This is a genomic window from Zobellia barbeyronii, from assembly GCF_018603515.1.
Classification (GTDB): Bacteria; Bacteroidota; Bacteroidia; order Flavobacteriales; family Flavobacteriaceae; genus Zobellia; species Zobellia barbeyronii.
In genome coordinates this window covers 172,288-186,878 of sequence record NZ_JACATN010000003.1, presented here as the reverse complement: position 1 = coordinate 186,878, position 14,591 = coordinate 172,288, and the positions used below count along the sequence as shown (strand labels likewise).

Here is a 14,591-nt window from a genome sequence, read left to right as displayed (position 1 = left end):
GAATGATTTATAAAATTATTAAAGAATTTTGATAAAAACCCTCTGTTGAGCTCCAGCCGCCTAATTCGTTAACACTTTGAGTTATGTTGCTTTCTGAGAAACTATGGGTGTGTACTAGCTCCCCGTTAAAATAGAATTTAACGGAATAGTCTACCTGAAAAGGGTCTTGTAATTCCGAACGTAGTATAATACCGTAATTAAAACGTTTGGAGTCTTCTGTAGTCTTAAAACTATGAATAGTATCTTCAAATTGCTCTTCAATGAATCCAGAATCGTCATAGTCTATGCCTGTGTTCAGATACGTGACCGGAATGAATCTAGGGATCATATCTTCTCCGTCTCTTACTCCATAAGTAATCATACGTAAAGAGTACAGTTTATCGTATCCTTCACTAAAAGTTACTACAACCTCAATTTCACCAAATTCCTCCGTAATTGTTTCCGGGTCATCTTCTTTAGAGCAAGAATTAAAAAGGAATATAATTAGAAAATAGAGAGGGATGTTTTTTAATGTGAAGTTCATCTGCTGGCATTTTTGCTAAATCAAATTTATGGTATTAATTAAAAATCCGTTAACTATTTTGAGATTCATTTTTCCATAATAATTTTTTACTACCGCTTCTGATTAATTAAATTTTGGTGCGTAATCTAAGTTATCATTGTAAGGTTGAATATACTTGTAAAAAGCTTTACCTGCACTGATGGTTAACCTATTCTTATCCCTTAAAAGGTCTTATTGGTACTTGCAAAAACTGTATGGAGCACTCGTTGCAAACGAGCGCTAGCGGAGGGGCTTAGCAAATGCGCCCAAGCTTTTAAATTCATCACTTACCACACTTTTTACTATAGGTATTGTTAGGCACAGTTTTTTACACAATCCCAAATTGAAATAATAGTGGTTTCTCCATGATTTCGTAGATATTTTCAGGTTTCTTTTTTACTACTTTAACGAATGTAATCTTTTTTGAGCTGATATCTTTAATGAAACTATTTTCGAAAACGTTCAGGTTTTTCTTTGTAATCAACCTTTTTGATTTATCTAAGATATTAGAAAGAGTCATTTTTTTTCCGACCATTTCATCATCAATTCTATTTTGAATTAGTCTAATAAAATCATCATACGAGTCAATCATGGTTTCAACTCTGCCTTTCAGCTTTTTGTCATTGACAAAGAGATTTGATAATAAATGGTTTACAATTTCTAATAATAAATATAAATGCTCGTCTTTTGGTTTTTCAATCTCATGTAACGCGTCATTTCCTAAAAATCTTATTGAGTGTAGTCTTTTAGATTCCGCAAGAGTTAGATTTCCATTCTCGCTCAATCCATCAATTCTTTCTGCCAGATTTCTTCCTTTAATTTTTAGATGGTTACATATGGCTTCTATAATGGCTCGTAATCCACCGGCAGTTAAAATCGAAGAGTTTGATTTGAACGAAGCAATAGTTTCAGAATATATCGTCCGTATTTTTTCAGGTAAATAGAATGGTTGCTTTATTGCTTCTCCTCGCTTTAAATACGGAGGATATACAGATTTATCAAAATAATAATCTTGATGTCCGTATTCATCTTGTTCATACATTTCTGTATCTCCAGAAACCTTAAAAAACGAAATATTGTCGCAGCCGTTACATTGGATTAAAGAATAGCTTTTGTACCATTGGAAATCTCCTTCTTCATCACCACCTCTCTTTTCAATTTTATGAATTTCTGTTTGGTTGCGTAAACCTTTACAACTATTACAGAATAATTTTTCTTTCATCTATATTGTCTGTTTTAAATTGTACCTAACGGTTGGTAAATGAAACGTAGCGTGTAAAAAAAAACTCATAACTTTCGGATGAACACAAGCCGAACTTTTAAATTTTTCTATTTATTTTAGGGAAATCGTCAAATTTAAACATTTGGCTGGTTTCCAAAAATGCCCAAGCCTTTGTGTTATAAATAACTTGCGCTATTTTTTATATACATTGTTGGCAGAAGGCTTACATGTCGCCCACTAAAAAATCATCAGCCTCTTCATTTGCTATACTCTTTTCTATTTTTTCCAAAAATGTCAAGCCTTTACCGTAATCAATTATATAAGAGTTTAATTTCGTAGCTTGCAAAAACTCACTTATATTTTTGAAATTTTCTTTTGTGTTAAATGGGTTTTTGATATCATCATTGATTTTTTCTGGATAATATTCTTTCTCAAAAACATAGTGCAATTCCATTGTTTTATTTTCTATGTCACTATGATTAGCACCCTTAATATAATTTGATTTTTTCCTAGCTAAAAGGCTCAACAAAGTTGTTTTGCTATTTTGATAATGTATAGCGTATATGAATTCAAATAATGGTGGTCTAACTAAAATCCCGTTAAAACCTCCTTCATCTAGTTCATTTTTTTTAGAAAATGACTTTAACATTTTTCCGATTTTACCTGCTTCAAATGGGTGCTTTTTATCTTTTTGAGTTGCTTTAAATAAAAATGAATTTGTAAAAAAAGAAATTTCTTTTCTTTCTATTACCGATTCTTCTAGTACGTCTGTATATTTATGGTTGTAGTTGTTCTCAACAAATTCTTTGAATTCAGACAAAAGAGACCGTTCAATCCTATTTCTAAATGTCTTATAATCCATATCATAGTATAAGTCAATTACATTTATAAATTTTTCAATATTGGAATGATTATAAAGTTTATCCAAGATAGAGTTTTGCTTTTCTTTAGAATCTAAATATATAAATTGAGCCGCAAAATACTCTTGTAATGATTTATGCGCCCATCTATAATAGTTACCATCTTGGGCGAATAATGGAACTGTTCTCAATAGATCTTCTAAAAAATCTGATTCATTGAAATTTAATCCAGCGCAAAATTCCTTACTATCTGTAATTAGTTTTAGTATTTCGTCTTTACTAAATTCAATTTTTTGAAGTTTAAAACAAGAAAAGCCTAAATGTCTTAAAACTCTATGGAAGTCATCAATTTCTAATTTAGAGTATTTGTCGTGAGTATAAGAGTCTCCTTTTGTCAAGTCGTGTGATTCGAAATTGGCATCATACACCTGACGGTAAAAAAGATACTTCTTAAACGGTATGGCTTGCTTATGTTCAAAAGCAGTAAATAGAAGTGAAACTAGAAGAGGGTTTGTCAAAAATTCTTCAATATTTGACATTTCCTGTTCTTGAAGTTTTTTAATTAAAAGGGCAGAAACTGAACCTTGGTGGTCATATTTTCGCAGTAGTTCAAAAGCTTCTTTCTTATTTAAAGGATTAATTCTAAATTCTTGAAAATTACCGAAGCTTAATAAAGCCTTTTCGGGTCTAGATGTTATGAAAAATTCGTTGTTTGAAGCTTTAGCTATAAAATCTTGTAAATCGGAAGTTACAGCCTCTCGATCAGTTAGTGAAATTTCATCATAACCATCAAGTATTATAATAAAGCCACCTTCCGATAATAGCTCTAGCAACAACTCAGAATCAAAATCTTTATTTATTGAATTAAGCTGTTCTTGTATTTCAGTAATTATAGTTTTGTCTTTATTTAGACGTCTTAATTCTATTATTATTGGAATCCCAATATTTTGGTCAACGATATCAATGAAAATCCTTTTCATTAATGTAGATTTCCCCATACCAGCAGTATCTGTTATTAATATGTTTCCATATTCATGACAGAGTTTTTGTGGATAATAATTGATTTGGTATTTGATTTTCTCATCGTTAGTTGATGAAAGAGTAAGAGGTAAGTATATTTCTTTCAAGAACCTTTGCGAGTTATTGAATACTAAAGTATTTATTACTGCGAGTTTTTTATATGTTCTATGGTAGTATTCTTGAAAATGTTCTTCCGTGGGAATATAAGTTTTAGTTAAATCAACAGAAGGATATTTTTTTCTAAAACCTTCAAGTTTAGGCTTAACAAATATTTCAACTAAAGCCTTTATTACTGGACTTGCAGCAGAAATCATATCTTTTACTGCAATACTGTCATTTAATTCTGTCATAAATTATTATGTTCTTTTAACTTACTGCCAACAACTGTATAAAGCAACTAGTTGCTTTATACACAAATAGTCTTCTCCTATAGATTCACTCTTTAAATATCACATTAAAAATTAAAATACGTTTACAGAAAAGCGTAAGCTTTGGTGTAAGATGTACACTATTCGTCAAAACGTAGGAATTTATCGACGTAGAACATCCGTAATATTCCTTTTTAAAAGAAGACTGGTTTTTGTTAGCCCTGTTCATTAACAGAGCTACCATCGTTTTTAAAATAAATAGCCAATCAAAAGGAATAAATTCTCTCAAAAAATTAAGTCAGAACTTTTTGTAAGGGATATAGTGCTGCTGCGCAGTAAGGAAATAGGCGAGAGGCGTGTTGGTCGGAGCGTTTAGTATGAGAAATGTAGAGTAGGGGATACGCACTTTTGTTTCAACTGATTGCTTATCAAAATAGGTTGCTTTTGGCTGTTCAGGGGTAAATTCTAAGTACTGGTATACTGGTCTTATAAATAATGCATATCAACAAACATCCATATATAGATAATCAGTTTTAGGAGGGTTACTACATAAAAAGCATACAACGCTCATAATACCGAGCCCCTCTCTGCGGCACGAAGCGGTCTGTTTTGCTATCTAGCGTTTTCAGCTTTTAATTTAGCAAGTCTCTAAATAGGTGTTATTCTTTCAAAAATAGTACTTTGACATACTCAGTCAATTTATTGAAAGTCCTAGTCAGTTAAACTATGTATATTCTCTCTAGTTTTGTTTCATCAATAGGAATTTAATAACAATCATAAATGTTTCAACCATGCTAAAAAACAAAAAAAACCTTAAAGTACTGAAATTAGCTGCCCTAACCATAGTATTTACCATCGTTCAAGGTTGTGGTGAAAATGTGGATACATCCAAGAAAAAAGAGGACTCCCTAGCAGCTCTTTCTCTTGACGAAAAAGAAGATTCTCATATTCACGATAATTCTACGCATTCGCACCCTAGTAAAAGAATAGTAACGCCAGAGGACGCTCAGCAATTGTGGCTATTTCCAGAGCGCAAAGACAAATTGGGTTCTGGAGGGTTGCTTCAAATTTATATGGATCCTGAAAGTCACCCTAACGCTTCTTCAGGTTTTTCAAAATACGAGTTGGGTGTAGGTGGCGCTTTACCAGAGCACAAGCATAATAAAACGGAAGAGATTGCTTATTTCCTATCAGGAACGGGTATTGTTATAAGTTATGAGAACGATGAGCGTAAAGAAACAATTGTAAAAGAAGGCTATGTATGGTATACGGCACCGGGAGAATGGCATTCGTTCCAAAATACGGGCAATGAACCTTTAAAACTAGTATTTGCTACGGTACCAAATGCCAAACATGGTTTGTTGGATTTTTTCAAAAAAGTAGGGGTAGAGCCAGGAACAGAACCGTCTAATACACTAAGTGCAGAGGAATTTGCCAAGTTAGCATCTGATAATGACATGATTTTAAAACCCGCAGAAATTGATTAGAAATCCATTTATGGGTTTATAGGAAGTAGGCATGACTTGCTAGTTTAATGCGTACTAAGAAAATAGAAAATTGAGATGCGTTTCTAGCAAATAGATAGGTAGTTATTTCCTAAGCTGTTTCTAATGAGTTCATTCTCTTAAAAAAAATGTACTTTTCATAGTATAAAATTTACTCGATAATGGAGATTACATGCTCCGAGGCTTGCCTCAAAAGCAAAGTGTATTCCTTTTAATGCCTTGTGGGCTTGTCCCGAGGTTTACTAAAAAAATAATGGGTAACGGTTACGACATAGCAAAAAACACACCTACATTCAAGAAAATTGAAGTGTCGTCACTTCTATTTTCGGAATATAGATGTACGGAGACAAAATCTATATTCACTACTTGGAACCACCTCAATTATTTTATTTATGTATTAGAGGGTAAAAAGAAATGGCGAACGCTAGAGCACAGCTATATGGTTCATGCCAATGAGGTGCTTTTTGTGAAAAAAGGAGCCAATATTATAGAGAAGTATTTTGACTCTGATTTTTGCGCCATAGTAATCTTTATTCCCGATTCTTATGTCAAGGATTTTATGTCACAAAAACCTGAAATAGGAGCCAATCAAAAAAGCAATCTTCAAAGTGATAGTGCAATTCCGCTAAAAATGGATAGAACGTTAACCACGTATTTCACATCCATATTAGATTATTTTTCTAATGAAGAAAAGCCTTCAAAATATTTGATGGAAATTAAATTTCAGGAATTGTTGGTCAATATTTTGTCACTGCCCTATAACCCAGAAATAGGGAGCTATTTTAAACAGATTGCCCAAGAAGTTAAACCATCCATTAAAAACATAATGGAGTCTAATTTTGTTTATAATTTATCATTAGAAGAATTTGCAAGGCTTTCGCACAGAAGTTTAAGTACTTTTAATCGCGATTTTTATAGTGCTTATGGCACATCTCCGGGAAAATGGCTTACTAAAAAAAGGCTTCTTCATGCAAAACGATTATTGGAGAATACCAATCAGAAAATATATGAAGTGGCTTATGATAGTGGTTTTGAAAGTCCTGCCCATTTTGCAAGAATATTCAAGAACGAGAATGGTATTACCCCTTTAAAATATCAAAAAGCGCAATTGTCTGTTTGAGCCGTGTTATAGAAAAAAAATTCAGTCGTAGTATGAATATTCATGAAAACAAGGTAACTGAAACCCCTATAAATCACTGGTTACATCTAATAGACCAGCTTGGGGACCAAATAGCTGCAAATGGAATTGCCCACGATAAGGCCGATACTTTTGTAGCCGATAATTATCAGTTATTAAAAAAGCATGGATATCTAACGGCCATGATACCAAAAGCATTGGGAGGCGCCGGAGTTTCCTTTACTGGTATGTGTGCTATATTGGTTAAAATAGCGCAGTATTGCCCTTCTACGGCATTGGCATTGTCCATGCACCAACACCTTCTTGCCGCAAATATCTGGAAATATAAACACGAGGGCACAGGCGAAGAATTCTTAAAAGAGGTAGTAGATAAAAACTTGGTGCTGGTAAGTACAGGTGCACGAGACTGGCTAGATTCTAATGGAACCATGAAAAAAACCGACAATGGTTATTTGGTCTCAGCAAGAAAACAATTTGCTAGTCAATCTGCCATAGGTGACCTCTTGGTGACCAGCATACCCTATAATCATCCAGAGGAAGGATGGCAAGTACTCCATTTTACAGTAGCTATGAAATCTGAAGGGATACAACTGTTGGATGATTGGCATACCTTAGGAATGCGCGGAACAGGTTCACAGACCGTGACCCTTACTAATGTGTTTATTCCAGAAGATGCCATAACGGTGAAAAGAGCAAAAGGCGAATTCCCTATGTTTTGGAATGTAGTATTAACCGTGGCGTTGCCGTTAATCATGGCTCCCTATATTGGGATTGCAGAAAAAGCGATGAAGATTACTTTAGAAAAGTCAAAAGCAAAACAAAGCAGACCACTTCATAGTACTTTATTGCTGGGGGAAATTTACAATAGCCTTACAATGGCTCAAGTGCTTCATAAAGATATGATTGCAATAGCCAACGATTTAGATTTTCAGCCTGAAGAAAGGACAGGTGTTGAAATATTAGCTAGAAAGACATTGGTAGCAAATGCATGCAAGGAAACTGTCAATAAAGCGATGGAAACAGTAGGCGGACAAAGTTTTTACAGAGCCATTGAACTAGAACGTCTTTTTAGAGACATGCAAGCAGTTGGTTTTCATACATTACCTGAAAAGAAACAGCAGCATTTTACAGGAGCGTTTTTATTGAAATAGGAAATTAGTGGTAATGGTTGGGCTATGGTTAGTGTGGAGGTAAGGAAATTTTTGGTTTCCGTTTTAGTAGAAAGCCCAAACCTGGTATTGGGTTTAGCTATAGCTAGTTTTATTTTAGAAATAGTTAATAGACTTGCGTTATCAATGAATGGCCGTACGTTCGTTCTTAAGATAGATTTTTTAAGGCTTCAATAATTTCATCAGGTTCTGAACGAGTTCTGTAGTCAACGTTAACATAGCGCCAAGTAACTATTCCGTCCTTTCCTAATACAAAGGTGGCTGGGATTGGTAATACATTGCCGTTACCATTATTAATTTTCTCTAAATCAAGTTTACGGTCTACGCGCATATGTTCTGCTAAAAATTCGGGTACTTCCCAGGCAACACCATATTGTAAAGCAACTTTTGCGTCTTGATCAGACAATACCGTAAAGTCCATATTACTAATTTCATCTTCTGTTAATGAACCATCTGGGACTTGTGGGCTAATGGCAACCAATGTAGCTCCCAATGCATGAATTTCATCTAATCTAGCTTGCAAAGCTCTAAGTTGTAGGTTACAGTAAGGGCACCAATTGCCTCTATAAAAGGTAATAACAACAGGACCCTTCTCTAATAAAATAGCTAATGATATTAATTTACCTTCAGGGTTAGGCAGTTTAAAATTAGGAGCTTTCTGTGCAATTTTTATGGCATCTTCTCCTTGTTGAAATTCTTTTGCTTGTTTAATTATAGTATCTACACCATTCATAAACTCAGGATTAGCCTGTCTTCCTGATTCAATTTTAGCGTCAGTTAGTTCTTTTAATTTTTTCATTTAATTACGTTAGATATATTTCTAGTTTAGGATTTTTTTAATGCTCGGACAAATTGTGATGGTTGATTATAAGGCATTAATTTACTCATGATGACTAGTTGTGAAACGGTTACTTTTGTTAGCTTTAGTTTTGCTTGTCTAAAACCTGAAAACTCTTCATAAGTGAGTTAAGATTCAAATTGCATTCTTTAAGATATTCACTGTGTGTGATTATATCTCCTTTTTTTATTGGTATTTTTTTTTCAAAATTAGATTCGAAATGATAAGTTTTACTGTAATCGTAATGTCTTAAATACAAAGCCCTTAAAATTTTCATATTTTCAAGTTGTATTTCTTTGTATTGGTTGTTAATATATACTTCTATTTTAGGATTTTGAGTGTTATTAAAAATACTTTTAGAAATTCTGATGACTCCTTTTTCGACATCAGGTTCATATGTTTTTTTATTAAATTTGAAAAGACCGTCAATAGGAATTGTGTTTTCTTTGTAAAATCTAACTATTAGTGTATCATTTTTTGAGTTTGGTAAATCGTAAAGAGTGACATGTTCTACAAGATTTGTCTTTTTAAACCTATCAGAATCACCAAATTTTAAATCCAAAGTATTGTCAGATAATTTATATTCTCCTATTCCAAACCAGTTTTCGAGTTTGTTATTAATTACATTGTGTTCAAAAGTATTTGTTTTAGTAAATAATAGATATTGGTCTTGAATTGCCTTAGAATTCGGATTAGTATAAACCAGTGTATCTTGACAATAAATATTAGAACACCAAATCAAAATTACGATTAGAATGTTTTTCGTCATATTTTTTAATTAAAGCTAACGTTCAGGCTATGCGTAGTGCGGTAGCAGAGAAGCAATTCCCATTCCGCCACAACGCTTAGCGAAATCTTTTGGTTTTGTTTTTTCTTTTTGTATCAAAGCGAAATCCCGAAGATTTTGCGACTTTATAAAAATACGCAAATGCTGCGATTAAAAACCTTAGCCCGCATTACTCATAGGTTTTGTTAGCAAAAGTTGCGACACGTTCGAGTAAGCACAGGCTCTTTACGCAGATTAGGTTTCGATTGCATACCGATTCGAGAACGATTTAATTTCGATTGTGCAGAATGGCACGTTTTGTTACCCATTCGAGTATGTCCATTTAAGTAAACAAGCTAAAAATTCCATTTACCAAAAGTTGTATTTGATTTTGCGCATTGCCGTTTTCCAGTTTAAGGCTTGATATTTACTCTTTAATACTAAAGAATATCTAAAAACGTTAGTTTAGTAAAATGTTCAAAGTTATGTTCAGGTATTTTCACTACTTTATTTTGTTTATTATTCTTGTTGGTTGTAGCAATGATGACTCTAATTCTCCAAAGGTCGTACCCGAAGAGATAGAAAACCCTATCATAGAACCAGAAATCGGTCTTGCTCGTTTCGGCACTAACGGAATTAATGATAGGGGTGTAAAACTTTTCGATACTGATAAGGGTTTTGTTTCTTTTGAATATGAAGATTATTTAGTTGGTCCTGGTATAAATCAAGGTAAATGGGTAATAAGAAGATTGGATGATAAGTTGAAGATAATTGACTCAAAAGTGTTGGAAAATATCCCTTTTATTCAGATTCAAGATATTCATAAACTAGACTCAGACGTTTATGCAGTTATAGGGAATAATATAGGGAATGATGTTGAAACAAATAAAAAAGCTACGGTAATTTTGGTAAATGAAATGGGAGATGAGATTAATTCTATTATTGTTTCTGATTTTTTGACCGAGGGAGGTTCGAGTAACACAACTATTATTGATAGTAAATGGGTGAACAATAAACTCTATTTGTCTTTAGGTGGTACTTCAACCAGAATAATTGCCGCATTTGGGCCTGCATTAAGTTTAATTTGGGAAAAGTTTTATAGCTTGTCAAGTGCTCGAGTCTTCATCACGCTTGATGCTAATAGTATTTATATAGCTGGGGCAGAATCTATTTCAGGGGAGAATTTTAATGTGATTTTTATTGAACAATTAGATGTTGTAACTGGTGAAAAGCTAGATGGCTGGGCTTTTACGCAGGTAGAGATGGATGTAAATGGTTTATCTAGCTTGAACAAACTCTTAAATGATGATGGAAGTGTTTATTTAATGTTCGAATCCCTTTTTGTAGTTGGCGGGACCGAGAATTTTTCGCGAATGGGAATTAAAATTTTGAATAAAGCTACAGGTGAATTAACAGAGTCTACAATTCCTGATTTAGCTTATGGTTATGATTTTGAACTGTTAAATGATGGCTTTCTATTTTCAGGATATGCTAAAAATGATGAGCGGCAAATTATTAGAACCGATAAGATGTTCGATACTAAATGGTCTTATACAGTTCAGGATGCAAGTTTTATAAATGATGTTGGAATTTCAGCTGATGGCGATTTTCTATTCTCAGGATATTATGGAAAAGGGATTGACGGAAATGCTGATTTATTTCAAGACGTACTTTTAGGTATTTTAACGTCAGAAGGAACCTTAAAATAATATATCGTTACACTTGACAAAGACTCAATGATTGGGCTTTTTGAAGTTAGAAATTTACTCTCTGAGCTATTTTTGCTAACAATTGTATAAAGCAACTAGTTGCTTTATTTCTCTAATCTAGGGGTAAAAAGATACTAAAGGCTTTATACAGAATTTAGCTTCTTTCCTCTAAAGATTCAGTTATAAATATCGCAATACAAATTAGATTACGATTACAGAAAACCCATTAGTTTTAGTTTAAGAAATATGCTATTCCTTAAAATGCGGGAATATGTAGACTTAAACATTAGTAGCGCTCCGGCTTAAATGAAGTCAGGGTTTTGTGAATCTCTTGATAAACAGAGCCAAAACCATTTTAAAACAAAATTGCCGATCAAGAGTACAAGTGCTCTCAATCGACAATACAACTATTTGTTTTGCAAAGTATATGCTGCTATTGCACCGTAAGCGTATACGTAAAGGTTACGTTGGTCTGTATGGTCTTACCCTCTGCATCTGCAATAGAAAACGAGTTGGTAAACATAAAAGCGGAGTCGTCTTCTGCAAACGTTAGCGCAATAGAGCTCAGGTTACAATCGGTTACCAAGCGGAGCGTATCATCGCTAAGTTGCCAAGTGCCGCCTAAAGTGACTTGGTTAGTACAGTCCGCTGTATTTTGTGCTTGCCGGTATACATAGGTGCGGTTGGTACCAAAAGAATAAGAAGCATCTTTCTGGCAATCTTCATACTGTGCGAAAAGGTCTTTTAAGGGGTTGTCCGTTTCATCATCGGTTAGGTCAATTTCGGTATCGGCCGTCATGGCGGTCAGCATCCAATCTCCAGGTAGTTTTTCTTCGGCGGAAGCCAAAACACCTGAAAAATCTTCAATACATTCTATAGTGTCATCGGTGTCATTACAGGCAAGGAACAATCCGCTACAAAGAACAGCGGTAAGCAAAAACATGAATTTTCTTTTCATTATATGATATAGATTAGAGGTTCAGACTATTAGATGCTAACATAGTAAAAGGGTTGCATTAGAGTTTTGTTAAAAGTGCAAAAGTTGCTTAAAATTAGCAAAGGCATATTGTAACTTAGCTTGCTACCCCTTGTATAGCCTCCTTTTTGTAGGATTTCTTACAAGAATTATAAAGTGAAAGTAAAGGATTTTTAACTGATTATTTTAAAAAAGAGGAATGACTATGAAGAAAATGGTATGGATCAACCTATTCGCAATGCTATTATTTGCCAACGTAGGACATGGACAAGAAGCAAAAACATTGACGCTGGCGGATATTTATAAAAATGGCGAGTTTGGTCAGAAAGGTTTTGGTCCCGTTAGGTGGATGAAAGATAACAAGGGCTATTCTACATTAGAGGAGAGTACCAATCTTGCCGGTAAGGATATTGTAAAATACGATGCCAAAACGGGGAAAAGGACTATTATAGTTTCCGCGGTAGATTTAATACCTAAAGGCAGTGAAAAGCCATTGGTCATCAAAGATTACAAATGGTCTAATGATAATACCAAACTCCTTGTTTTCACCAATACCAGAAAGGTATGGCGTTACCATACTAGAGGGGATTATTGGGTGCTGAATTTGGCTACAAAGAAACTAAGCCAGTTGGGTAAATCTTTGCCAGAGGCTACGTTAATGTTCGCTAAATTTTCTCCAGATGGGTCTCGGGTCGGTTATGTAAGTGATCTAAATATCTATGTAGAAGAGGTAAGTTCAAATAGCGTTACCCAGATAACCAAAGATGGCGGCGGTAATATTATAAACGGAACTTTTGATTGGGTTTATGAGGAAGAATTAAGCTGTAGAGATGGTTTTAGATGGAGTCCTGACGGGGAGAATATTGCCTACTGGCAATCTAATACGGAGGGTGTAGGTACGTTTTACATGATCAATAATGTAGATTCTATTTATTCCAAGCCTATTCCTATGCCGTATCCTAAAGTGGGTACACAACTATCTGCAGTAAAGGTGGGTGTAGTGCCGGCAAAAGGAGGGGAAACTAAATGGTTTGATATTCCTGGTGACCCACGGAATAATTATTTAGCGCGAATGGATTTTATTCCGAATTCCAACGAGTTAATGATTCAACAACTGAACCGTCCGCAAAACACGAATAAAGTATATGTAGCAGAAATTGAAACGCTTAAGTTTAAAAATATCCTGACAGAGAAAGACGAAGCTTTTTTAGATATGCATGATGATATCCGTTGGTTGAACAACGAGAAATATTTTACATGGTCTAGTGAGCGGGACGGTTGGTTGCATTTGTACAAAGTGTCACGAGACGGGACGGATATTCAACCCATAACCAAAGGCAATTTTGATGTGGTGAGTATAAACTGCATAGATCCAAAAGGAGGGTATGTGTACTATACGGCCTCACCGGATGATTATACACAACGCTATTTATATAGAAGCCGAATTGATGGAAAAGGAACCGCCCAACGGGTAACGCCTGCATCTAATTCCGGACAAAACGCATATCAGATTTCCGAGAATGCGAAATGGGGAATTCAGGTTTTTGAAAATGCAACAACACCTCCGGTGTATTCGCTGGTCAGTTTGCCTGCTCATAAACAAATACGGGTGCTAGAGGATAACAAAGAATTGAAACAGAAATTTGATGCGCTCCAGCTTCAGCCTAAAGAATTTGTAAAAGTAGATATAGGAGATGCCGTTTTAGATGCGTTTATGATCAAGCCTATTGGCTTTGACCCTTCAAAAAAATACCCGTTACTTTTTTATGTGTACGGAGAGCCGGCCGGTTCTACAGTGCAGGATAATTGGGGCGGAGGTAGCCTTTGGGACCAGTATATGGCACAACAAGGGTATATTGTTATGAGTGTTGATAATAGGGGAACAAAGACGCCAAGAGGCAAGAAATGGCGTAATGCTATTTACGGACAAATAGGGATTCTAGCATCTGAGGACCAGAACAAAGCGGCAAATAAAATTATGGACTCCTATGATTTTATAGATGCCTCTAGAATTGGTATTTGGGGATGGAGTGGTGGAGGTCAGATGACATTAAACTGTATGTTCCGTTATCCTGAAACCTACAAATCTGGTTTGGCGGTTAGTTTTGTGTCCGACCAAAGATTGTATGATGCCACGTACCAAGAACGCTACATGGGCTTGTTAACGGATAATGCTAAAGGATATCATGATGGTTCGCCCATAAATTTTGCGCAAAATCTAGAAGGTAATCTTATGATTATTCACGGAACGGCAGATGACAATGTGCATTATCAAAGTTTTGAAATGCTGATTAACAAGCTGATCGAGAATAATAAGATTTTTGATATGATGTCTTACCCCATGAGGTCTCATAGAATTAATGAACGAGAGAATACATCTTATCACTTAAGGGAGACTATGGAGAAGTACTGGAAAGACAATTTACCGGCAGGAGGCAAATAAGTAGTTTGTGAGGCTTTTGTTTATTTAATAGTTTAA

General features: G+C 34.7%; 11 protein-coding genes. 5 read left to right on the top strand and 6 right to left on the bottom strand.

Features of this window, described 5'->3' with window-relative positions; genetic code table 11:
* Positions 1-7: 7 nt before the first annotated feature.
* The 3 genes from HW347_RS09360 to HW347_RS09350 form a co-directional block, all read right to left on the bottom strand.
* Positions 8-523 carry a hypothetical protein gene (locus HW347_RS09360; protein WP_214611638.1) on the bottom strand — a complete coding sequence of 172 codons (516 nt, stop codon included), beginning with the start codon at positions 521-523 and terminating at the stop codon, positions 8-10.
* A 346-nt stretch (positions 524-869) separates the two neighbouring features.
* Positions 870-1,763 (bottom strand): DUF4145 domain-containing protein, encoded by an 894-nt coding sequence (locus tag HW347_RS09355; protein WP_214611637.1) that lies wholly within the window; start codon positions 1,761-1,763, stop codon positions 870-872.
* A 223-nt stretch (positions 1,764-1,986) separates the two neighbouring features.
* Positions 1,987-3,993, bottom strand: a complete 2,007-nt coding sequence (locus HW347_RS09350; RefSeq protein ID WP_214611636.1) for an NACHT domain-containing protein — start codon at positions 3,991-3,993, stop codon at positions 1,987-1,989.
* Between the two features lie 809 nt (positions 3,994-4,802).
* On the opposite strand from HW347_RS09350, the gene HW347_RS09345 reads away from it, so the two are divergent.
* From HW347_RS09345 to HW347_RS09335, 3 genes are all read left to right on the top strand, one after another.
* Positions 4,803-5,498, top strand: coding sequence for a cupin domain-containing protein (locus HW347_RS09345; RefSeq protein WP_214611635.1), 696 nt, complete (start codon positions 4,803-4,805; stop codon positions 5,496-5,498).
* A gap of 271 nt (positions 5,499-5,769) precedes the next feature.
* Positions 5,770-6,636 (top strand): helix-turn-helix domain-containing protein, encoded by an 867-nt coding sequence (locus HW347_RS09340; RefSeq protein ID WP_214611634.1) that lies wholly within the window; start codon positions 5,770-5,772, stop codon positions 6,634-6,636.
* 32 nt (positions 6,637-6,668) lie between these two features.
* Positions 6,669-7,805 carry an acyl-CoA dehydrogenase family protein gene (locus HW347_RS09335; protein WP_214611633.1) on the top strand — a complete coding sequence of 379 codons (1,137 nt, stop codon included), beginning with the start codon at positions 6,669-6,671 and terminating at the stop codon, positions 7,803-7,805.
* Positions 7,806-7,971: 166 nt separating this feature from the next.
* On the opposite strand, the gene HW347_RS09330 is transcribed toward HW347_RS09335, so the two are convergent.
* Complete coding sequence (locus tag HW347_RS09330) at positions 7,972-8,622, bottom strand: peroxiredoxin-like family protein (protein WP_214611632.1); 651 nt, start codon at positions 8,620-8,622, stop codon at positions 7,972-7,974.
* Positions 8,623-8,746: 124 nt separating this feature from the next.
* Positions 8,747-9,430, bottom strand: coding sequence for a hypothetical protein (locus tag HW347_RS09325; protein WP_214611631.1), 684 nt, complete (start codon positions 9,428-9,430; stop codon positions 8,747-8,749).
* Between the two features lie 482 nt (positions 9,431-9,912).
* Between HW347_RS09325 and HW347_RS09320 the strand changes: the two genes are divergently transcribed.
* A complete protein-coding gene (locus HW347_RS09320; protein WP_214611630.1) occupies positions 9,913-11,136 on the top strand; it encodes a hypothetical protein in 1,224 nt (407 codons plus the stop codon).
* A 433-nt stretch (positions 11,137-11,569) separates the two neighbouring features.
* Here HW347_RS09320 and HW347_RS09315 read toward each other — a convergent pair whose 3' ends face one another.
* On the bottom strand, positions 11,570-12,094 hold the full coding sequence (locus tag HW347_RS09315; RefSeq protein WP_214611629.1) for a DUF5004 domain-containing protein: 525 nt from the start codon (positions 12,092-12,094) through the stop codon (positions 11,570-11,572).
* Between the two features lie 217 nt (positions 12,095-12,311).
* Between HW347_RS09315 and HW347_RS09310 the strand changes: the two genes are divergently transcribed.
* A complete protein-coding gene (locus HW347_RS09310) occupies positions 12,312-14,555 on the top strand; it encodes a S9 family peptidase (protein ID WP_225901885.1) in 2,244 nt (747 codons plus the stop codon).
* Positions 14,556-14,591: the final 36 nt, after the last annotated feature.

What these genes read in the sequence shown, in the direction of transcription:
- HW347_RS09355 (WP_214611637.1), bottom strand. Translation starts at nt 1,763, where the DNA reads ATGAAAGAAAAATTATTCTGTAATAGTTGTAAAGGTTTACGCAACCAA.
- HW347_RS09320 (WP_214611630.1), top strand. Translation starts at nt 9,913, where the DNA reads ATGTTCAGGTATTTTCACTACTTTATTTTGTTTATTATTCTTGTTGGT.
- HW347_RS09340 (WP_214611634.1), top strand. Translation starts at nt 5,770, where the DNA reads ATGGGTAACGGTTACGACATAGCAAAAAACACACCTACATTCAAGAAA.
- HW347_RS09360 (WP_214611638.1), bottom strand. Translation starts at nt 523, where the DNA reads ATGAACTTCACATTAAAAAACATCCCTCTCTATTTTCTAATTATATTC.
- HW347_RS09325 (WP_214611631.1), bottom strand. Translation starts at nt 9,430, where the DNA reads ATGACGAAAAACATTCTAATCGTAATTTTGATTTGGTGTTCTAATATT.
- HW347_RS09315 (WP_214611629.1), bottom strand. Translation starts at nt 12,094, where the DNA reads ATGAAAAGAAAATTCATGTTTTTGCTTACCGCTGTTCTTTGTAGCGGA.
- HW347_RS09345 (WP_214611635.1), top strand. Translation starts at nt 4,803, where the DNA reads ATGCTAAAAAACAAAAAAAACCTTAAAGTACTGAAATTAGCTGCCCTA.
- HW347_RS09310 (WP_225901885.1), top strand. Translation starts at nt 12,312, where the DNA reads ATGACTATGAAGAAAATGGTATGGATCAACCTATTCGCAATGCTATTA.
- HW347_RS09350 (WP_214611636.1), bottom strand. Translation starts at nt 3,993, where the DNA reads ATGACAGAATTAAATGACAGTATTGCAGTAAAAGATATGATTTCTGCT.
- HW347_RS09330 (WP_214611632.1), bottom strand. Translation starts at nt 8,622, where the DNA reads ATGAAAAAATTAAAAGAACTAACTGACGCTAAAATTGAATCAGGAAGA.
- HW347_RS09335 (WP_214611633.1), top strand. Translation starts at nt 6,669, where the DNA reads ATGAATATTCATGAAAACAAGGTAACTGAAACCCCTATAAATCACTGG.